A 22,116-nucleotide genomic window follows, 5' to 3' on the forward strand; every position below is an offset into this window, starting at 1 on the left:
TTTCCCGTTTGAATCAAGGAAGTTCACATCGAACTTCTCCTTTGATAAATCTATTCCATATACTTGCATAAACTTTACGTTTTATGCTCCGTATTGAGTGGCTAACATCGTGATAATGGGTTCTGCCCTAAATACTCTCTGGCTTTGACTCAATGAATCTGCTGTCCTTAATATGAAGCTTGGGTTCTACCCATGGTTTAAATAAAGTTAGGGCAGCAGATGGAGCTTTTTATCCAAAGATATACCTCACGATTTATTCTCATTGCTTGTCTTTATTCTTTAGAGTTCAAACTAACGATGATCTATATTTCGTCTCTAATCGAATATGCGTATTAATAACACCATGCAATAATACTAAAAAAAGGGGAAATCAGCTGTGAAGACGCGTAATTCTGCCTTTTAGAGAATATAAGGGATACTTTAGTCCGTAAAAAAACAATAAAAACAGCCCTTGCTTTACGAATAAAGCAAGGGACTGTAAACAAACACACATGAAAAAAAATCGGCAGGTTAATCCGTCATCCTATCCGTCGATGCCGACAGGTAACCTGGCTCCTCAATGACCAAAAAATCCAATTCCCGCTCTACCAGTACGAGGTCTAGCCCTTGCTTTTGAAAGCTCGCCCTGAACGCTTCTATGCTTGCATTGTCTTTCATGGGACGTCTGAGATCCACGTGTCCCTTGACGCCCGTTCCATCAACGATGATAGGACCGCCCTTATAGTTGAGGTTATTAATGATAATATCCAGCGGCATATTGCTGTAGACATACTCCTGGGCTTCGTTATCGACAGACATTCTCCTCGTATTGCCTTTTGTAGAAATGACTATTGTGTCACGGCCAGTCAGGGGTACCAACGCATAACAACTGGTGCGTATCTTTTCCAAATGACCATTCAGCCGCAAGTTGGTATTAATGGTTTGTAGAAAATAATGGGTCCAATCCTCTGTACTGGCATGCAAAGGAAGTGTTACCTCGATACAATATAAGTTTTTTTCTTCCCACCCCTTATCATAAACGGCTGGCCGCACATAATTTTCCATATCCTTTACCCGCCAAATAGTTCGGTTATCTGGATTGAAACGGAATGCGACCGCTCTTTGGTACAATTGTTCCACCGTGCTATAGGTGTAGTAAATGCGTTTGGTACCTAAAGTGGTATCCACTTCGTTACCAGCTACACCCGGCAAACCAGGAATATAGTGGGAGAAGCCCGTCTTGGCCATTAAAGGCTTCAGATCCCTCAGATTTCCGTTTTCGAATATCGGACGACTACGGTCAAATTGGATCTGGTCCTCCTTGTTCGTTAACGGCAGTAATCTTCCTTCGAGGACGCTTTTGATATTTGCGTAGGTGATATCTCTAAAATCGGTCGTATATAACAACTTCCCCTCAGGACTAATCCACACCTCATGCGGAACCATTCTATGAGGAAAAAGCTGATTAGCTACATAGGTTGAGTCTTTGGCTAGTGCAAAAGGGATTTGCAGGTCTAAACCCGACCACTTTTGCTTGATGAACTTGTCAACCGTCTCTATATCCTTATCATGGCAGAGTACAATGACTTGGATCTGGTTGCCGAAAACTTTTTGCAAACTATCCAATTTCGGAATACCTGGTATACAGCTTCCACACCAGGTTCCAAAGAAATCCAATATCACTAGCTTGCCTTTCAAATCCGACAAACTGACAGAAGTTTTCTCACTATTTACAAGGCCTTCCAACTTAAAATCAGGCACTTGTTCGCCAAATTTAACAGGCGCAAGACTTTGGTCTTGCGCGAGATTTATTTTTGGCACCCCCATGCAAAGGGCTACGGCAAAGCAGCCATATACTATTTGAATGATCTTCATATTGCTTTTCTTAATTATCAACGGGGATTTTGTTCCATTCCAGTTATTTCTACCACATCCTGCGGTAACAAAAGTGTCCAGCGCAGGTCGCCCGGAGGCAACGTATACTCCTGTCCATTGAGGAAACGCCTTAGGGTTATATTCCGACCTTCTTCGTTCAAACGCCTTAAATCGTTCCATTGGGTACCCCGAAATACCAGCTCCTTACGTCGCTCCTCTAAAATCTTGTCCAGTACCGCTTGACCGTCATTGGATGAAAAGGGGCTATAGGTGCCTGTCCTCCACCTTGTCTTCAGTAAATGGTTCAAATCTGTCAGTGCAGCTTGCACATCATTTGTCCTTGCTGCACATTCTGCGCGTGTCAAGTATAATTCGTCCGTAGCTAAGCCTGTAAATAATGCGGGACCATTACTATAACTTCCCTTAAACTGAATGGTAAAAACATCTATTTTATTAAAATACAGCTTTTTACGCATGTCATCTCCATCGTAGGAGATATAAAGAAGAGTATCCAAATACATGACCGATGGCGAGGCAATCGGATTGGCATAAAATAACATTTCGGAATTAAAGGCCGGCAAGGGATAATTGGCTGTGCTATCCAACAAATTGTAGTCCATTAATTCACGATTTAATGCCAATGCTTTATCGGCAACATCTCGCGCAGCGGGATAATCCCGCATGGCTAGGTAAACTCGGGCTAACATCCCATACGTAGCCGCTTTGGAAGGCCGCATGACATGCGCTGCATAATCCGGCAGTAAGAGAAGTGCCTCCTGCAAATCCGCCAATACCTGGTCATAAACTTCCTTTAAAGATGCACGGGTAGAAAGTTCATTGAAATCTGTGCCCATACGGATAGGTACTCCCAAATCCGTAGCGGCAGTTTCCGCATGGTAAGGTTTTGCCCATATGCTTACCACTTCAAAGAGCGCCCTCGCCCGCTGGAAATGGGCGGTTCCCTTTACATTATCCCAAGCATCCTGATTGGATGGCGTACGCGCTATACCATCTATATTCTCCAAAACTGTATTTGCATAGTTGACCAAGCGGTACGCAATGCCCCAGTCACCATTGTAGGCGTCCATGTCGTAGAGTTCCACATCGGATTTCCAATAATAAGTTTGCTTTTTCCACTCGCCATAAGTATTGACCCAATTCGCATCGGTCAGGTAATAATCGTCGCTTTGCCAAAGGCCTAGGATGGTAGATTGGTTCATCCACTGGTTCATATCCATCAAGGCCTGCAGCTGTTCCAAACCATTGGGTAATATCATAGAATCGCTCGGCTTAGCGTCCAAGTAATCGGAACAGGAGCTAAAACTTACCCCTGTCAAAGTCAGCAGACCAATAAAGTATCTATATCTATATGTTCCTTTTCTCATTTCTCAATTTACTAGAGGTTAACATTTATTCCGAAAGTAAGGGTTCTTGGACTTGGCAGGTTACTACCAATCAGATCTGGATCCAAATCGTGTTCATTTGCTCGCCAAAGGATGCCCAAATTGGTGACATTCGCCCGTAATTGCAATGACTGAAACGGAAATCTTTGTAGCTTGCTTTTTTGGATGGTATAACTGAGATCCATGTATTGCAAGCGAACATGGTCGCCCTTTTCCACCAGATCGGATGAACTGCCATAAAATGAATCTGCACTACTGTCATAGGGATATACAAAGGCTGGAATACGAGTAGTCTGTTCATCACCAGGTTGCTGCCATCTTTCATAATAATCTGCATGACCATACAGGTTAGCAATAGTTGAATAATTATTAAAAGAACTGCGACTAAAATAATAGTTAAGCTTATAGGTCGCATTTATGGTCAATGCAAACTCTTTCCATAGGAACGTATTGGTCCAGCCGCCATACCATTGGGGAATAATGGGCCCGTTATATTCCAACCCCGATAAATCTGTACCATACATAATATCCGAATAAGCCGTGCTTGGTTGCCCGTTTAAGTAGCCCTGAGGTTTCCCTTCAGCGTTTAAACCTGCGGAACGATAGCTGTACATGGCATAGATGGGCTTTCCTTCAACTAAAGGCATCATGCTTATATAATAGGAAAGATAGGTGTGCTCATATAAATATTTAGTTACTTTCCCTTTATTAAAACTAAACAACAAATTGCTATTCCAAGAAAAATCATGCGTATGGAAAACTTCTGAGGCCAAGTTTAAATCCACACCTTTAGTCGCCGTGTTGGCGACATTCCTTGTTACGTAATTCGTGCCTAATCCAGCTGTATAGTCTATCAAAGAATTACCAAAAAGGTCATCCCCTTTCTTGACATAATATTCCAGACTACCGCTAAGCAAATCATTTTTTAAGCGAAAATCCACCCCAAGGTTGGTAGTCCTGATGGTTTCCCATTTTAGTTGGGGATTGGCATATTGCGAGAAAGTAGCCGTGCGATAATTGGTATATTGCGCAATAGCCGAATATCGCAAGGTAGTAACACCTGATTTTCGCGTATCCACATTGCCGCTGTAACCATAAGTGGCTCGCATCTTCAGATATGGCAACCAATCACTATGGTAAAAAGCTTCGTCCGACAAATTCCAACTTGCCCCCATCGACCACATGGGTTGCCACTTCTCGTTGGTGTTAACCCCGAATAGGTTGGAGGCATCGCGTCGCATGCTTCCCGAAAGTGTGTACCGTTTTTTGTAGGTATAGGCGGCATTGGCAAATAAAGACACATAACGGTTCAAGGTACCTCCTTCGGAGGTATTGGCTGGTATATACGCATTTGCACCTGTAATGAAGTTTTTATATGGATTGACCACATCTGCTTTTCCCACCGTTTTCACCTCGTCGTCATAACCATATACTCGGTATCCATTGCTCCTGCCACGGATATCCCGCAGCTCCGCACCAGCCAAAGCATTGACATCGTGATCCCCAAACTGCTGATTGTAGTTCAATTGGCCGCGTACGTTGTGACTGAACAAGTTGGTATAGGAACGATCTACAATGCCTCCCAAAGGAACGTTTCTGGTTACATTGCCCGTATTGGAATCTATTTGGGTAAACTGGTTAATGAGATTACGTGTATAATAGCTATCCTCGTCTTGCATATGGATACGCTCCTGACGTTGGCGTTCATATTGGTATTGTACTTGTGCGCTCAGGTGCAGGGGCAAATCATATTTCAATTGCATATAGGGTCTAATATTTTCAATGATCGTCTCGTAGTAATCGTGCTGATAATTTGACAATGGATAAAATTTCCAATCAAGCAATTTGCCATTGCCTACCGTATCCAAATAGGATTGTCTATTTAGATAAAGTGGAGATTCATTCCCGTCCAAGTCTACAAAATGGGCATAATTGCTAAACCAAGCAGTTCCAGTGAGGCTACCCAAAGCGGTCCTACCCGTCTTGTCTTTTGAGCGGTTATAATTGAGCTGCAAATCTACCATGAGGTTTTTAATGGGGCGAAACGTATTGACCGATTTCAGGGTCAACCGTTGGTAACGTTCATCCAAATTGCCCACATTACGATCATAGCCGCCTGACAAAAGATAAGAAGCTTTATCCGTTCCCCCACTAGCTGTCAGGTAATGTTGCTGGTTGGTTCCTTTCTGCAAGTAATATCGGTCATACTGGTCTTTGATGTCGTATTGCGCCAGTTTATCCAGCTCAGCATCTACGTAACTTGCATCCACCTGGCCTAATTCCTGCTGTCGCAACAACTCATAGACGGGCGAGATATAAGGTTTTGAAACACTAGTGAAAAAGCTAGATTCAAAACCGTTGGCATACAATATTTTTTCGATATCGATGATGTCTTTGCTCTTTATCCACTTCAGGTAGTCTACATCCGGTTTGGACACCAATTGAACGTTGCTGCTGTAATTCAAATGGAAAGGAGTGTTTCTCTTGGCCCTTTTTGTTGTAATGACAATGACCCCATTGCCTGCGCGACTGCCCCAGATGGATGCCGCTGCGGCATCTTTCAAAATGGTCACACTTTCCACATCATTGGGATTCAAGGTATTGATATTGCCTTCAAATGGGAAATTATCAACGACAACCAAAGGATCTTTAAGGCCATTGATAGAGCTTATGCCACGGATAGTGTGATTGGGTCTTATCGTATTGGTATAAGCCTCGTCAAAAAGCACGCTGCTCACGCCTTCCAGCCTACGCCAGATATCGGTACTTACGCGCTGGGAAAGCGCTTTTTGGCTGACGACCTCAAAACTCCCCGTTGCCCTTTCCTTGGGAATCTGCTGGTAACCCGTGTTGACCATTACGGACACTTCCTCCAGTTCGCTGGATAGGGCCTTCAGCACGATGGTGCCTATATTTGCCACGGCAGATACCTTTTGAGAGATATATCCCACGAACGTAATCTCCAGCGTGGCATCCTCGGGTACGTTGTGCAGCAGGAACTCGCCCTGCCTGTCCGTAGTGGTTTGCAAGGTGGTGCGCTTGCCCTCGGCATTGAGCACGCGGATGCTGGCACCTTCCAAAGGGTGGCCCACGCTGTCCCGCACACGACCGCGCACCTCTGGGTAAGCCAGGATGAGGGAATTGGGAATGACAAGAGGTGTGGATTTTCGAGATAGTATAATGGTTTTGTCCTCCACTTTCGCTTCCAGCGGCTGGTCGCGGAAAATGGTATTCAGGAAATCGGCCAAAGGCATTTGCCGTGCATCCACCGTAACGGGGTGGGTACCCACTAGGATACTGCCGGCACCGAATACGGTGTAATCTGTCTGCTGGCGGATGGCCTGAAGTACGGCTTCCAAAGGAAGCTTTTTCCCTTTTAGGGTGATTGTTTGTGCGTTGCCGGCGGCACTAACATGCAGGAAACCGGCGAGTAAAAAGAGTATAAGTAGCCTCATTACTCTCAAAAAGTAACGTAATTTCATTAAATTTGTCAAGGTTTGGATAATGATTACTTTAACGGGTAAAATCCAGGCTGTTTAGGAGGGGTGTTGGAGCACCCTTCTTTTTTTTGAGACGCCAGCGAGACGTCTATGGCATTGCACTGTCTAGGGTGTACCTCCTTTCTTTCCAGTAATGATCAGTTTTTTACCTTTTTCAAGTCTGTATCCGATGTCGGCACTTTTTAGGGCACCTAGTACGATAGATAGGTTCGTATTTCGATAGGCATCCCCAAAGAAGGTTTCTCTGGGTACAGCTCCTTCGTAAACAAGCTCTAGGTCATACCAACGGGCCAGCTCTTTCATAACCTGTCCGAAAGATTTGCCCTCAAAGGAAAATTTGCCTTCTTTCCAAGCGGTAGCGGCGGCGACATCCACGGTTTTTACCTGAATCCCTGCTTCGCTAATGATGCTTTGCTGGCCGGGTTTTAACAGTTGTGGGTTGCCAGTTGTGAGTTGCGAGACTTTGACAGCGCCGCTCACCAGCGTGGTTTTGGTATCCTCCTCATCCGCATAGGCCGAGATGTTGAACTCCGTGCCCAACACCTGCACCTGCTGACCTCGTGTATTCACGATAAACGGAGTTGTGCGTGTTTGCCGATTGCCGACAGCCGGCAGCCGGTGGCTGACATCAAAATAGGCTTCGCCTTCCAATTCGACTATTCGTTCTTTGCCATCGAAGCGAGAAGGATATCTTAGCTTACTGTCCGCATTGAGCCATACCCTGCTGCCGTCCGGCAAGGTCACCTGATAGGTGCCGCCCTTGGGAGTATGCAGTTCCAGTACCATGCTGCCGTCCAACCTCCCCCTATCCCCTCCAGTGGGGGATAATGCTAACGAAGTGCCATCTGTATAACGAATATCCCCATCACCCACCACGATTCCGCTCTGGGCTTCGCTCAGTTCCACCGTGCGGCCATCGGCCAGGGTGAGGGTGGCGCGGTTGCCGCCTGGCAAGATATCTGCTGCTGCGTAATGCATTACGCCTGTGCCACCGCTATTCCCGTCGGCAACATAGAGATAGATCCCGATGCCTAGGGCCAAAAAGATGATGGCGGCTGCTGCGATATACCGCCACAAGTAAACGGAACTTTTCCTTCCCACCACCTGTTGGATAATGTGATTGCGCCTTTCATGAGGCAGCCGAAATGCTTTTTCTGCGAGAAAAGCTTCCCCAAGCGCCTGCCGAACAAGCTCTTCCAGCGAAGGGTCGTCGAGGTAGTTGGCCAACTCCTCTTCTTCTAGCCCAGACAAGTTATCGCTAAGATAGCACTCCAAAAGAAATTTCAGTCGGCCGACCACGCCATTTTCCATACCGCCGTTTTAGAAGTACGACGTACGAGCGGCAAAAAAGGGTAGGTCTATTTGGAAAAAAAATTAAAATTTATTGAAACATGCGAAAAATGATCCCCATATAGGCAAAACCATAGCGCACAAAATGATTTCTTATACTTTTCAGCGCCGCTTTCATATGGAAACGCACGGTATCTACCGAAATACCCAATTCGTTTGCCGCATCTTCGTACTTTAAGCCCTGTTGATGGCACAAATGGTAAACACGCTGTTGCTGCGGACTTAGCCCCGCAACGGCTTCATCCAAGATACGCTGCGTCTCCCGGAAGTCGAGCTGCCTGTCCAAGTCAAGCTGCTTCTCGCCCGTTTGGTTGGACATGGATTCATATGCCTTCACTTGACGCATTTGTTTCCGCAACACAGTATAGGCCTGATTGCGCACTAGTTGGGTGAGATAAGCTGCAAAGTTATGTATTGCCGGCAACTGCGCCTTGTTGACCCAAATCTTGACGAAGATATCCTGTACGATCTCTTCCGCCTGTTCGTCAGAACGCGTCAGCTTGCGCGCAAAACCATAAACATAAGGATGGTAGTGGTCAAACAGTTGGCAGAAGGCACGGTGATTGCCCTCGGACACGTAGACCAATACGCTCAATTCGTCATCTAACAGTTTTAGCGCCATGTTGTTTAATGGCGCTAAAAGTACAATTTATTTTTATAAGAGGATCCAAAGACTCCCTGCACACCCACAAATTAGCAGAGTAGCACAAATTGGGAAAAAACCATCCGGCTTCCTTGTAGCACAGACGTCAGATCCTGTACCCTATTAAGTACCGGCATGGCCCCACACCCTATCAATATGAAAAGGAACGGAAATATACCGTGCACTTTTCTTGCACGGAAAAACATTTATCTCTATATTGCATTGCCTACCTAAAGAAAACCAAACATTGGGCACTCCTTAACGTATATAGCACGCCTGTTTTGACGAGCTAGGCTAATATCAACGGGGTATTCTCTTCGTATCTTCTTCGAATTGAGTCCAGGGTGAGTCCAGTATAAGTCCAAGGTAAATCCAGCTTTTTCTAATAAAGCCTGTATAATCATAGGACTATTAGAAGAAGTAAAGAACTGTGAAGCAGAAGAAAGTAGGTAGTTATCTCCTACTTAGTCTGAAGCAATAAAAATCGGTAATGGAAAAGAAGCGAATAATGGGTTATAATAAGCTCTAGGCTATGGCGAAGATAAACAAAAAAGGGGATTTCAAAGGAAAAGTAGGCAATTTAGTCTATAGGGAAATCAACGGGAAAGCGATTGTGCAATCAGGACCCGGCAGGGTAAAACAGACTTTGGCATCCAAACTAGCCGCTCAGGAATTTGCCATGGCCAGCAATGCGGCTGCCATTTTGCGAAAGATAGGCATATTCCTGTACGAATACAGTGACGGTCAGGTCAGCGGCCGATTAAATGCTGTATTACGTCACTGCCTAAAAGAAGTAGATAGAGCGGTAGGTGAACGCACTGTGGCCGATATTGACCCGTCGCCACTGGCCGGCTTTCAGTTCAATATGGATGCTCCCTTCGAACGTTGTCTGAACAAAGCCATGCAGGTGAGCGTTTCCAAAGAGGGCAGCATAACGGTATCCATAACAAAACTCTCCCCCAATATGGATATCCCCTTTCTGGAGATTATGGCCAAAACCACGCTTACCGTAGCCTGTTCATTGCGGCTAGCAGCCATATCCGTAAACTATCGTGCTGGCGAGTGGAACATGCTTCAGCTGGATGAAATGGAGCTAGCCACTCGTACAAACTGGAAGCTAGGGCCGCGGGACATACACTGGACCTGCCTGAAAAGGCTGGAGGAAAAAGATTTCGTACTGCTTTATGGCTCGCTGCACTATTATCGGGAAGATTTTCTTGGACAGAAGAAATATGTGGCCGAACGCCAATATAGCCCTGCCGCCATACTAACGGCTTTCCGTGTGGACGAGCAAATATATATGCTCAACAAGGCCCTTACCGCTGAGGACGAGCAATACCTTCCATTTCGAGCAAAGGAAAAGTTTTATGATATCACCGACGAAAAGCTACGCATAATGGCGGATATCCAGGCAAAAGAGGAAAAGAAAAAGAAGAGGAAAAAGACAAGGTAAATTAATCGATCCATGGATTTACCCCCTTGACACTGGCATTTACCCATCGCCTCTAAGATTGGGCTATGCACTGGGTTAAGACTGATTAGGCCCGACAGCTATTTCTCCACTTCCCTTAGTCCTTGAAGACTGGCTTGTTTTATTTATCAAAAAGGCAGCCCCTATACTTTTAAATAAGGACAGGGGCTGCAGGGACACATGAAAAAACATGTTGCTTTTCAGCGATAAATCTCTTCCAACTTTTCTTCTAAATACGGTCCTCTTAAATCCTTTGCGACGATTTTACCATCGGGATCAATCAGGAAATTAGCGGGGATACTCCGAATATCGTAAAGTAATGCAGCATCACTTTTCCATCCCTTCATATCGGCAAGTTGAGCCCAAGAACCAGTACCATCTTCTATAATAGCTTGTTTCCATCGTTGTTCATCCTTTCTGGTATCTAATGAGATACTTACTATATTAAATCCACTTTCGTGATATTTTTTATATGCTTTGGTCAAAAAGGGAGATTCAGCCCTACAAGGGCCGCACCATGAAGCCCAAAATTCCAAAAGCACATAATGCCCACGGAAAGATTCCAAACTAATTACTTTGCCTGATGTGTCAGGAATACTGAAATTTGGAGCTTCGCTATCAATACCCAATGCCGGTATTTTGTCTAAATATGTTTTAAACTCACGTCCATAATGGGAGTTTTTCAATGAGTCACTTAAATTTTCAAACAATAGTGCCGCGCTTGGAAGCATACCAAAAGAAGTATTGTTCATCCGAAAAACCAAAAAAAGGCTGATCCATGAATCCGGATAGCTTCTGATAAAGCTCTCCCATATCGGTAATTTATTCCGATCATTTTCCTTAAATATGTTTAAACTGTAACGGTGATATTCATCACTCCTGCGGATGGAATCAGGCAAAGAACGAAATTCCTTGTTTAAAGCGGTTACACGTTCGTTACAAAGAGAGTCTACGGTGGACATCCTTCTCTCAAACAATAATTGGTCAAAATTAATACGGGAATTGTACACATGGCTTTCAGCCAATGAAGAATCTGCCAACAACAAAATTGGTTGGCTATCTATATAGAGAGGACGCTCAGCATATCGCTCGCCAAATGACATATCCCCTTGCTTGTCCTTAAACGTAAATAGCTTGGCTTCGGTAGGTGATAAAGGTAATTTCCCTTTAAATGTGAATTTTCCATCTATAATTGCTGTGGAATCCGTAAATTGGGGATTTCTAGCCAATGCGGTGGAATACACCGTCAGATAAACTTTATTTATCCCTTTTTGCACCGATCTAAAATGTCCTTCTATAGAAAAATCCTGTGCACTCAAACAACTAAATGCGAATAAACTGAACACAGTCAATAAAAAACGTAAGTTGTAACTTTTTATATTTTTCATTATCTCGATCTTAATATTTGATTACAATGGATTTTGTTCCATACCTGTCAAGGCAATTACATCTTCGGGAATAGCCAAGGCGTATTTAGCATCATTAGGATTTAGCGTATGTTTTATTCCACCTACTGTCCGCGATTGTGTAATACCATACCCTTCTTGGTTTAATCGGCGAATATCTATCCATCGCAATCCCCTAAACAACAATTCCTTACGTCTCTCCGTTAATACTTTCTCCAACAATTGATCTCTCTCGTCAACTGTTACCGGCACGAATGTTCCACTTCTAAACCGCTTTTCCAGCAATTGATTCAGGTATGCTCGTCCTGATTCTAAATCTCCCACCCTAACGCGACATTCTGCTTTAATCAAGTACAATTCATCCGTCATCAAACCCACAGGGATTGTATAACTTCCTGTATACTCTCCCTTGAACATATAGCTGCCATCCGCATTTACTTTAAAATAGATAACTTTACGGAGATCAGAATCATCATATAATGCAAGCAAATCGGGAACGACACATAAGTTCGCGGCGTATAATGCCTGATATACAGACATGGACGCCCAAACCAACATTTCGTTATTTAAGTCCTTGATGGGATAGCTATCTTCTGGATTCAGATCATTATAATCTATTAGACTGTTGCCATAAGCAAACGCAGAATCGGCATATAGATCTGCGTTGGAATAGTCACCCATGGATAGGCTTATACGGGCAGCAAGCGCATACGCCGCGGCACGTGAAGGACGCGCTTTTGTGCCCGTAGTTTCGGGCAACCGAGCAATGGCCTGATGTAGATCATCCCAAATAAGACGATAAGTATCAGCCATGCTACTCCTTTGACTCGGGAGATTAAAATCAGGGGCCGTCCGTAAGGGCAGTCCTAAACTAGATGTGGCCGAATTCACATCATAGGGCAAGCACCAAATCTGTGCCATATGAAAATACCTGAAGGCACGCCAGAAATATGCCTGACCTGCTATATTCATTAAACGATCTTCCATTCCAGATATCTGGCCGGAAAGCGCCTCCAAAATGGAATTACAATAATAAATAGCTTCATAGCCATATTGCCAGTCATTCTTTGTGGTGTTCGCAGGCACAAAGAGATTCTTTCCGGCCCATTGATACATGCTTTTGTCTTGGTCAAAGCTAAAGCTTTCATAGACTTCATCTTTTACGTAAAAATCCGTTGTACTGACTTCTCCAGCTCCAGAGAAATTCGTATTCATAAAGCTATAATTGTCAAGTAGTGCCTGCAAGTCGTCGGCCGACGACAGCGTGGACAATGATAAGTCGGATTTTTCTTCCAGGTACTTGTCACATCCCATAGTAGATAACAAAATCCCTAGAAAAAACAAACGTATTCCCAGAAACCTGCGAGATATTATTTTCATTTTCATCTATTTTATAAGTTCAATTTAAGACCAAAAGACACCGTGAGAGGTGAAGGTGTGTCATATAAGCCAAAGGAATAATCTGGATCTATATGTTGATCATTTTTTTGCCATAGGGTCCCTAAATTAGTCATGTTCATGTAGAATTGACATGACCTTACATAGTTGATTCTCCAAAGCGCAACAGGCATATCGTAGCTCAACGTAATATATTGCAGGCGTACATGATCCCCGGGTTCTATCAACATTTCAGATCCCGTGTAAAATTTATCGCGCGAATAATTGGCAGGATACACCAGTGCTGGAATATCTGTTACTTTCTCGTCGCCCGGCTGCTGCCACCTCTTTTCGAAGTCCGAGTGTCCCCTCCATTGAGAGAAGAGCTCATAGTAATTTATTGATTGCCGTCTGAAGTAGTACCCCAGTTTATAGAGCAAACTGAAACTGACGGAAACACCTTTATATGAAAAGGTATTGAGTAGATTACCATATGCTGTGGGGATTGCCGATCCATAATAGACCAAGTCGTTTACTGTAGTCCCACTCCCCGTCAACGAAGAATAATCTTCACTCACTTCTCCCTGCAAATAGCCTCTGGGCTGACCTGTTTCCGGATTCAAGCCTGCCCATTTGTAACCATAAATAGCATAGACCGGTTTCCCTTCCAATCCAGAAATGGGGAAATAGGTACCAGAACCAATAAAGTTACTACCTTGTAAGTTATTGATATAGTATTCCGTTACCTTGTCGTTATAGAAACTTGCATTCAGCATCGTAGTCCAAGTCAGCGTCGGGATCTTCATATTTATCGATTGTATTTTTATGTCGATCCCGTTTCCTATCATAGAGGCTGCATTTTTGGTAACCCCACTTCCTATCCCATTAGTATAATCATTCTGCACTGTACCAAAAAGATTATCGCCATTCTTACGATAATACTCGAAGCTACCACTGAATCGCTGCCCTTTCAACTTCCAGTCCAGCCCAATGTTGAACATTTTCGCTGTCTCCCACTTCAGATCAGGATTGAAATAATTGGAGATTCGAGCCATATTTTGTCCGTTAAACGGCGAAATGGAAGAATAATATGTGATAGTACTTTGTGCCACCATCAATGGATTGATATTTCCACTGACACCGTAAGTTGCACGCAATTTTAAATAATCTACTTTGTCGGATTTCCAAAAATGTTCGTTACTCAGGATCCAAGCTCCCCCTACGGACCAAAAAGGATTCCATTGATCATTGGTATTCAGCCCGAAGAGGTTGGAAGCGTCACGTCTTGCGCTAGCAGATAAAATATATCTTTCATCAAAAGTATATGCGACATTGGCAAATACAGACAGGTAGTTTCTTCTAATATCAGAAAGGCTCGTATTATCGGGAATATACTGCATTGAACCCGTTACGTAATGCTGGTACTGACGTGTAAAGTCTACTTTTGCAAACGTCAAGTTATCGGCGTTGTAACCATAAAAAGAACTACTTTGTTCAGTAGTGTGTGCACGCCTAATCTCGCCGCCTGCAATGACCACAATATCATGCTTATTGATCTTCCTAGAGTAATCCAGTTGACCTCGAATATTTTTGCTTTCCATCAGGCTGTTTGCAGGAATATAAACGCCTCCTTTCGGGACTGCGTAACTAATTGCTCCGTCAGAGGCTACTTGGGTAAATTGATTAACCAAATTTCGCCCATAGTAGCTGGATGCATCGTATATAGTTTCATTTATTCCTGACTGTCGTTCATATTGGTAGAGCAACTGAGCTTGTAATCCTTTGATCAATTTTTGCTTGAGCCCTAGATTAACCAATATATCTGAGGTTCCTCCTTTCGTACGAGCATACTTATAATCTTCCAATGGATAATACGTCCAATCTTGGAGATAGCTATTATCCAAAGAAGCGATATATGTTGCCGAATAATCCTTTATCATGGCTAATGCATTGCCCTTCTCATCGGCAAAACGCATATAAGGCTGGAAAAAACCATTATAGGACCCAACATCTCCGTAACCTGGACGGCCAGACTTCGTAGTGCTGTTTGTATAATAAATCTGGGTGGTCAATTCTGTATGCTGAAATGGCAGAAATGTGTTTTGTGCCCGGAGATTAATACGACGATAATTCATGTCAAGCTGGTCTCTGTTGTCATCCAGACCCGCAGATAAACTCCAATTTACTTTATCATTTCCTCCTCGAGACTGGAGTGCATATTGTTGATTAAAGGAATTTTGATACATGTATTGAGCATATTGATCTCTAACATCAATACCTTTTAGTACAGCAAGTTGCTCGTTGACTTGTATTGGAGAAAGTTGTCCATTACTTTGTTGCATCAACAACTCTACTACAGGAGATAGCGCTCTATGTGAAGAGGAGTTAATCCAACTACTATAGTAACCTTTTTCATAAAGCATCTGCTCTACCCCTATGAAATCTGCCGAAGACATTTGTTTTATATAGTAAAGATCTGGCTTTTTTCCAACGGTAATATTACTATTCAAATCAAGTGTATTTGACTGTTTATATTGTCCTTTTTTCGTATTTATGACGATTACTCCGTTACCTGCCTTCGCACCCCAAATAGATGTTGCGGAGGCATCCTTTAATATCGAAATGCTTTCTATATCATTGGGGTTGATATTGCCGACATCGCCATCATAAGGGAAATTATCCAAAATAACCAATGCATCTTTAGGTCCCTGTATCGTACTGAGCCCTCGTATCATAATTCGTCCCGAGTAATTGGTTCCGCGGTCGACTACAATACTATTGGATACAGCTTCCAACCTGCTCAGGACATCCGTCCCCGTCTGCTGGTTGAAAAGTTTGTTATCAACCTGCTCAAAACTCCCCGTCGCCCTTTCCTTGGGCAATTGCTGGTAACCCGTGTTGACCATTACGGACACTTCCTCCAGCTCGCTGGATAGGGCCTTCAGCACGATGGTGCCTATATTTGCCACGGCAGATACCTTTTGGGAAATATATCCCACGAACGTGATCTCCAGCGTGGCGTCCTCCGGTACGTTGTGCAGCAGGAACTCGCCCTGCCTATCCGTAGTGGTCTGCAGGGTGGTGCGCTTCCCTTCGGCATTGAGCACACGGATGTTGGCGCCCTGCAAGGGATTGCCCAGGCTGTCCACCACGCGGCCGCGCACCTCGGGGTAGGCCAGGATGAGATTCGACAGATTGGATTCTCCCTGCCTCTGGATGATAGTGGGATTAGATTTGCGCGATAAGATAATGGTTTTGTCCTCCAGCTGTGCCTCTAGGGGTTGGTCACGTAGGATAGCTTTTAAAAACACATCGATGGGCATGTTTTTCACGTCTATAGTGACGGGTTTGGTCAGTTTGAGCAGTGCTTTATTGCTCGTGATGGCATAGCCGCCTTGCTGTCGTATGACATCAAGAACCTGTTCAAAAGGGATGTTTCTCCCACTCAACGAGATGTTTTGCGAATAGCTAGCGGCAGATACGTGCATAAATCCCGCCAACAAAAAGAGCATAAGTAGCCTCATTACCCTCAATAAGTAAGGTATATTCATTAACTTTGTTATGGTTTGGATAGTGATAAATTCGATAATATGTCTGATCCAAGCTGCTTGAGGGAGGTGTTGACAGCACTTCCCTTATTTTTTGGACGCCAGCCGCACGTCCATCTTATTTTGTCCTTACTTACTTGCCTCCTTTCCTTTTTGGACTATAACTAAGGTATTTCCCTCCACACGGTAATGCAATTCTGCGCTCTCCAACATGCGAAGTACAATGGAAAGGTTGCGATCCCGGAAGGCATCGCCGTAAAACTCCACCTGCGGTATAGTCCCTTCGTAACGCACGTCGATATTATACCAACGAGCCAGCTCGCGCATGACCTGTTCAAACGACTTGCCCTCAAAGCTAAAACGGCCGTTCTTCCAGGCCGTGGCGGTCGTGATATCCACAGTTTTTACCTGAATCCCTACTTCGCTAATGATGCTTTGCTGGCCGGGTTTTAGTATGCTATACCTCCCCCTTCCAACGCTATTCCCATCGCGCGCCCCTCCTAAGGGGGACAGTATTGGCGTACTACCTGCATAGCTGGCTACCTGTATGGCGCCGCTCACTAGCGTGGTCTTGGTATCGGGTTCATCCGTATAGGCCGAGATGTTGAACTCCGTGCCCAGCACCTGCACCTTTTGCCTTGGTGTAGCCACAATAAATGGCATTGTGCGTGTTTGCCGATTGCCGACAGTCGGCAGCTGGTGGCTGACATCAAAATAGGCTTCGCCTTCCAATTCAACAATTCGCTCTTTGCCATCAAAGCGAGAGGGATATCTCAGCTTACTGTCCGCATTGAGCCATACCCTGCTGCCGTCTGGCAGGGTCACCTGGTAGGTGCCGCCTTTTGGTGTTGTAAGTTGTAGGTCGTAAGTGGTAAGTGGGTTATTAGCTTGCCCTTCGACAGGCTCTGGGTCCGCGATGACAAATCCCAGATCGGAGCCGTCGCTGTAGCGGATATCCCCATCATCCACCACGATGCCGCTCTGGGCTTCACTCAACTCCACCGTGCGGCCATCGGCCAGGGTGAGGGTGGCGCGGTTGCCGCCAGGAGCGATGTCTGCTGCGGCGTAATGCATTACGCCTTTGCCACCGCTATTCCCATCGGCAACATAGAAATAGATCCCGATGCCTAAGGCCAAAAAGATAATGGCGGCGGCATAACGGAGCCAGGGGCGGATACGTTTGGTCTTTGCGTCATTCTTGGCTAAGCCTGCGCGCCAAAGGGTTCCCTTCCATATCGCCTCTTTCAAGAAGAAGAAGTCCATCTCTGTCTCTGGCAGGCGCTGCCGAGCGAGTTCCAGATGGTACCAGCGTTCGAGCCTTAAGCGTTCATCGTCCGTAGCCAAGCCATGCTCGTACTTTTCAAACAATGCAATTACTTCCTCTCTGTCCATGTATCTGATGGTCTTTTATTATAAAACAATTGAGGAAGTGGTATAGGGTAGATGAATATGAGATTTTTTTTTAAAAGGAATGGTGCTTTTCAGCGTAAGCACATGAGTATAGTTATGCCTGCACCCAAGGCTTGGAGTCTAGGCTTCAATATGCGCAATGCGTTCTGTACCTGCTTGCGCACGGTTTGTTCGGAAATACCCAAAAGGGCTGCAATCTCTTTGTGACTTAGATTTTGCTTACGGCTCAGTTCAAAAACTTGGCGCATCTTGGGCGGGAGTAGCGAAATCTCGGCTTCTATGGCAGCAGCCATATCCCGCTCGTCCAGCTGATCCAAGGTCTCTGTGGCTACCTCAGACATATAGGTGGCCACCGCATCCAGATAATCGTTTCTTATTTTGTTCTGCTTTATCAGGTTGAAGACCCTGTTGCGTGCGGCGATATAAAGGTAGCCCGAAAGCTTGGTCTCCACATTGATGGAATCGGCACGAAGCCACAACGCGCTGAAGATATCCTGCAAGATATCCATAGTTTCTTCACGATTGCGTACCATTTTGTACACCTGAGCATATATGGCAGACCAGTAACGATCGTATATCTCCGCAAAAGCCTCTTGATCTCCTGTTTTAAGCAAAACAAGCAGTTCACTATCCGAATAATCCACATAAAGAGAGACCATTTGCCAAGATTAGGGTTTGACTAGCCCAAATTTCGGCAAATGTTCTCAATTCATTGGTATATTTTTAACAGAAAAAGAAAAAATCCAGTTGTTGACCTACCGATTATTTTCCCTTTCCTTGCACCATGACCTTTAAAGTCCTAAAGATGATGTTGATATCTGAAAAGAAATTTACGCCTTTAAGGTAATGCAAATCAAGATTTGCCCTTTCACACATTTCATCTACGTTCTGAGCGTATCCATAACACACTTGACCCACTGAAGTAATACCTGGCTTGATATTCAGAAGCCTTCTATAAACGGGCGACTTACTTTGCATCATCTGTACAAAGTGCGGTCTTTCTGGCCTTGGGCCTACCACGGACATGTCTCCTTTCAGCACATTCCAAAACTGAGGAAGCTCATCCAGCCTAGTCTTGCGCATAAACTTGCCCCATTTGGTGATGCGAGGATCGTCATCCGACGCCAGTTGTGGTCCGTTGGCTTCAGACTCCACCACCATACTTCTAAATTTGTATATATTAAATGCCTTGCCGTCTTTGCCCAATCGCTCTTGCTTGTAGAATATAGGGCCTTTGGAAGTAAACTTCGTTATAGCCATCAACAATAAATAGATAGGTGCTCCTACCAAAAGTGCGGTTGCCGAGAAAAGAACGTCAAAGCTTCTCTTAAAAAATTCCGTTTGAAAATCTATCGCTTGCTTCTTACTTACTTTGAGCAATTCCGCCAATTCGTGATAATGAATTGAAGAACCAGGGAAAGGCGCATTGATATCATAGTTGTATAGCAAGGCACTTTGATCTGTGTTTCTGTACTGTATGTTTTCTATCTGCTTATTTCTCATGGCACATATATTTTTGTTCTCGTTATTGTATTCTCAATATCTGATAGCCAATCGAGGCCAACACTGTACATCTAAAGCCAAGAAATATGCCAAAGGGACAAATAGCCTTTAAAAGGCCCCTGAGGTTAAAATGGAATTAAAAAATGTGGATTTAGGAGAAATGAAGTATAATTATGTGGAATTTTCGCTACAATTTCCAATAGCGTGGTTGCATGGACAATGTGGGCAGCCACCTTTTAGGCAAACTGTGGTAGCGCAATCCCATTTTATAGCCAAGCCATTTTGCCAGGGTAGAGAAAAAAGACTGTGGCAATGACAAAACACGGTGATTCAGCACATAAGTGACTTCCGATTTCAGGAAACGAAACCCTTCGCTATCGGCCTTGCCAAAATGTTCGAATATAAAGGGAGTATCGGCATGGAACACCCCGATATCGAAATAGCGCTTAAATTCTTCGCTCACGGTGTAGTCGTGTGAATGCTTTGCTTGGGCTTCCGCCACATAGGCCATTTCCCAGCCTTGCAATAGCATCTTCCCCGCTATCACTACATCCTCGCCCAATATGATTTGCGTAGGGAAACCGCCCACTTGCTCATAGGCCTCTCTGCGATATGCCGCAAATGAATTGGAACAGCTGATGGTCTTGATTCCCATCTCGGCAATGTCGTTCATCGATTTCACCTTACTATGGGGCGGATAGTTGAACAACCGGGCATGTGCTCCCAGCACCTTGGCATCATCATGTGGCAACTGCCTCCCATAGGCCATGCCTATTTGCGGCGCGTCAAAAGCCTCTATAAGAGCAGCCAAAGCCTGCTCGTTGGCTAAGATGGCATCGTGGGTCATGAATACATACACTTCGGCATTTGGGAAACACTGAATGCCATAATCGCGTGTGCCTCCATGGTCGAACGTTCCTTTTGCGATGGGGACAATCTCAAATCCGGCGCTTTTTGCCAACTCGATCGTTCCATCGGTAGATCCGGAATCCAGCACGATTACCTTTTGTGGAACCAAGCTTTGTTCTTTGATGGAACGTATAAGTTCCGGCCATCTTTTGCCGGCATTGAGCGTGGGAATATATAAGTTGAATGTTTTCATTTTTTAGACGTGAGATATTAGATATGAGATGTGAGACCTCATACCTTACTTAATCAGCTGAAACCGGTTTGCTCGCAATACTAGCCCTTCAGCATTCTTGCTATATACGTCCGCTTTCACGGATTTGATGTCATTGTCCTCTATGAGCACATTTCGTGCCGATGCTTCTACGCTAATTGCCGGAGCTTTGGTCGACTCTATTTGATTGCCCTTGATCGCTGCGCCGTCAACCTTAGTGAGCAGCAGCGCCCCTGCCGCAGACGGGCTATATAAAGTATTGCCCCTAAACAAAAAAACACCTTTCATATTCACGTTCACCACGCCTTTCAATGTATTATTGTAGAGCAAGAGGCTATCCACTTGTATGCCATTGGGAAAAGAAAGCGTCCTGATATCGTTATTGGTCAAGACCAATTTCTTGGTTTGCACGTTTTGCAACAAGCGCACACCTGCCAGTTTATTCTTATCCAGCGTTACCGTTCCGTTTTCCCCCACCATTTCCATGACCTGATCTGCCTCATTGCCATGGGCATATATACTGTCGCAATGCTGCAAGTAGATAGCCGGCCTGTTGCTACGCGTTGACTTGTTTCCCTTTATGTGGACGGAACTCACTCCTACTAAAGTAGCAATACCCGATCCGTCCACCGTGCTTTCGCCCTTTACAAGGCCATTGTCATCCGCCACGTTATCCTGAATCCGTGCATCGATGGATGTTCGAAAGCTCTTGTCTGGCTGATTGATGTCTATGGCATCGGCGGCATTATGTTCTAGACGGTTGTGATTGATGGTATAATCGTTCTCTATTTTGTTTCTGCCAAATGCCACCTGCACTCCGCTCATGCCGTTATACGAAATATTATTGCCCTCCACATAGGCCTGGGCACACTCGTGAAAGAATATTCCGTTCTCCCCATTGTGGTGTATATGACTACCCGTTACCCTTATGGCGCGCGAGGCTAAAAAGCGTAGTCCCGTACCTGGTTGGTACTTTTTAGCATCTTTCCTTGCCATACCATAATAGGCTATTTCGCTGTTCTCTATCGTGATGCTATCGCAACCATAGAAGAGCATACCCGCAAATGAACGCAGTTTCGTAGAGTCGCCATACATCTTGGATTGTTTAATGGTAATAGCCTGCGAATTGTGGCAGTAAATGGCCTCTTGTCTTGTTTCCGCCTCAAATTGCAGGTATATGTCCCTTACCCTGTCGCCCCGAAAAAGTGGTCGCCCGGAACTTTGCTTCTCTATGCTATATGCCAATTCCTCTGTATGGGGCAGTTGCTTGAGCAAACCTTCCGACACGATGCTTACTCCCGTACGGAGCCTCAAGGTACGTACATAATGGGTACCTTTCGGAAGATACACCGTATCGCCGACCTGTGCACTGTCTATCCAGCCTTGAAACAATTTGCTCTCGTCTTCTCCAAAAAAAGTGCTGTCCGACTTTTCACTGGCTGTTTGGCTAGAGGAGCAACCAAAGCCCCAAGAAAAACTACCAAGAATAAAGACGACTATAACAAAACGGTATATTTTATTCATATTCAAT

The 22,116-nt window shown here is 44.7% G+C and carries 14 protein-coding genes; 1 reads left to right on the forward strand and 13 read right to left on the reverse strand.

The annotated features are described in order from the left end of the window. Positions 1–510: 510 nt before the first annotated feature. The 5 genes from A37S_RS26160 to A37S_RS0107735 all read right to left on the reverse strand — a co-directional run bounded on the left by A37S_RS26160 (position 511) and on the right by A37S_RS0107735 (position 8,729). Positions 511–1,854 (reverse strand): TlpA family protein disulfide reductase, encoded by a 1,344-nt coding sequence (locus tag A37S_RS26160; RefSeq protein ID WP_169719457.1) that lies wholly within the window; start codon positions 1,852–1,854, stop codon positions 511–513. 17 nt (positions 1,855–1,871) lie between these two features. Then, positions 1,872–3,239, reverse strand: coding sequence for a RagB/SusD family nutrient uptake outer membrane protein (locus A37S_RS0107720; protein ID WP_084163794.1), 1,368 nt, complete (start codon positions 3,237–3,239; stop codon positions 1,872–1,874). Positions 3,240–3,250: 11 nt separating this feature from the next. Then, the gene (locus A37S_RS0107725) at positions 3,251–6,712 is read right to left on the reverse strand and encodes a SusC/RagA family TonB-linked outer membrane protein (RefSeq protein WP_028296500.1); all 3,462 of its coding nucleotides are present in this window, start codon (positions 6,710–6,712) and stop codon (positions 3,251–3,253) included. Positions 6,713–6,862: 150 nt separating this feature from the next. Then, positions 6,863–8,068 (reverse strand): FecR family protein, encoded by a 1,206-nt coding sequence (locus A37S_RS23900; protein ID WP_051292816.1) that lies wholly within the window; start codon positions 8,066–8,068, stop codon positions 6,863–6,865. Between the two features lie 70 nt (positions 8,069–8,138). After that, positions 8,139–8,729 (reverse strand): RNA polymerase sigma-70 factor, encoded by a 591-nt coding sequence (locus A37S_RS0107735; RefSeq protein WP_028296501.1) that lies wholly within the window; start codon positions 8,727–8,729, stop codon positions 8,139–8,141. 553 nt (positions 8,730–9,282) lie between these two features. Here A37S_RS0107735 and A37S_RS0107740 point away from each other — a divergent pair. Beyond that, on the forward strand, positions 9,283–10,203 hold the full coding sequence (locus A37S_RS0107740; protein ID WP_028296502.1) for a hypothetical protein: 921 nt from the start codon (positions 9,283–9,285) through the stop codon (positions 10,201–10,203). 218 nt (positions 10,204–10,421) lie between these two features. Here the strand turns inward: A37S_RS0107740 and A37S_RS0107745 are convergent, their stop codons facing one another. From A37S_RS0107745 to A37S_RS23910, 8 genes are all read right to left on the reverse strand, one after another. Next, positions 10,422–11,609 (reverse strand): TlpA disulfide reductase family protein, encoded by a 1,188-nt coding sequence (locus tag A37S_RS0107745; protein ID WP_028296503.1) that lies wholly within the window; start codon positions 11,607–11,609, stop codon positions 10,422–10,424. A 21-nt stretch (positions 11,610–11,630) separates the two neighbouring features. After that, positions 11,631–13,007, reverse strand: coding sequence for a RagB/SusD family nutrient uptake outer membrane protein (locus A37S_RS0107750; protein ID WP_169719458.1), 1,377 nt, complete (start codon positions 13,005–13,007; stop codon positions 11,631–11,633). An 11-nt stretch (positions 13,008–13,018) separates the two neighbouring features. Further along, positions 13,019–16,555, reverse strand: coding sequence for a SusC/RagA family TonB-linked outer membrane protein (locus A37S_RS23905; protein ID WP_084163797.1), 3,537 nt, complete (start codon positions 16,553–16,555; stop codon positions 13,019–13,021). Between the two features lie 126 nt (positions 16,556–16,681). After that, the gene (locus A37S_RS0107760; RefSeq protein WP_028296505.1) at positions 16,682–17,944 is read right to left on the reverse strand and encodes a FecR family protein; all 1,263 of its coding nucleotides are present in this window, start codon (positions 17,942–17,944) and stop codon (positions 16,682–16,684) included. Between the two features lie 89 nt (positions 17,945–18,033). Then, positions 18,034–18,621: an RNA polymerase sigma factor gene (locus tag A37S_RS0107765; RefSeq protein ID WP_028296506.1), complete on the reverse strand. Its 588-nt coding sequence runs from the start codon at positions 18,619–18,621 to the stop codon at positions 18,034–18,036. A 103-nt stretch (positions 18,622–18,724) separates the two neighbouring features. Beyond that, a complete protein-coding gene (locus A37S_RS0107770; RefSeq protein ID WP_036601733.1) occupies positions 18,725–19,465 on the reverse strand; it encodes a sugar transferase in 741 nt (246 codons plus the stop codon). 187 nt (positions 19,466–19,652) lie between these two features. Continuing rightward, a complete protein-coding gene (locus tag A37S_RS0107775; protein WP_028296508.1) occupies positions 19,653–20,567 on the reverse strand; it encodes a glycosyltransferase family 2 protein in 915 nt (304 codons plus the stop codon). A 45-nt stretch (positions 20,568–20,612) separates the two neighbouring features. Continuing rightward, positions 20,613–22,109 (reverse strand): right-handed parallel beta-helix repeat-containing protein, encoded by a 1,497-nt coding sequence (locus A37S_RS23910; protein ID WP_051292820.1) that lies wholly within the window; start codon positions 22,107–22,109, stop codon positions 20,613–20,615. Between the last annotated feature and the right edge of the window lie 7 nt (positions 22,110–22,116).

The organism is Olivibacter sitiensis DSM 17696, assembly GCF_000427965.1.
In the GTDB taxonomy this organism is placed as follows: Bacteria; Bacteroidota; Bacteroidia; order Sphingobacteriales; family Sphingobacteriaceae; genus Olivibacter; species Olivibacter sitiensis.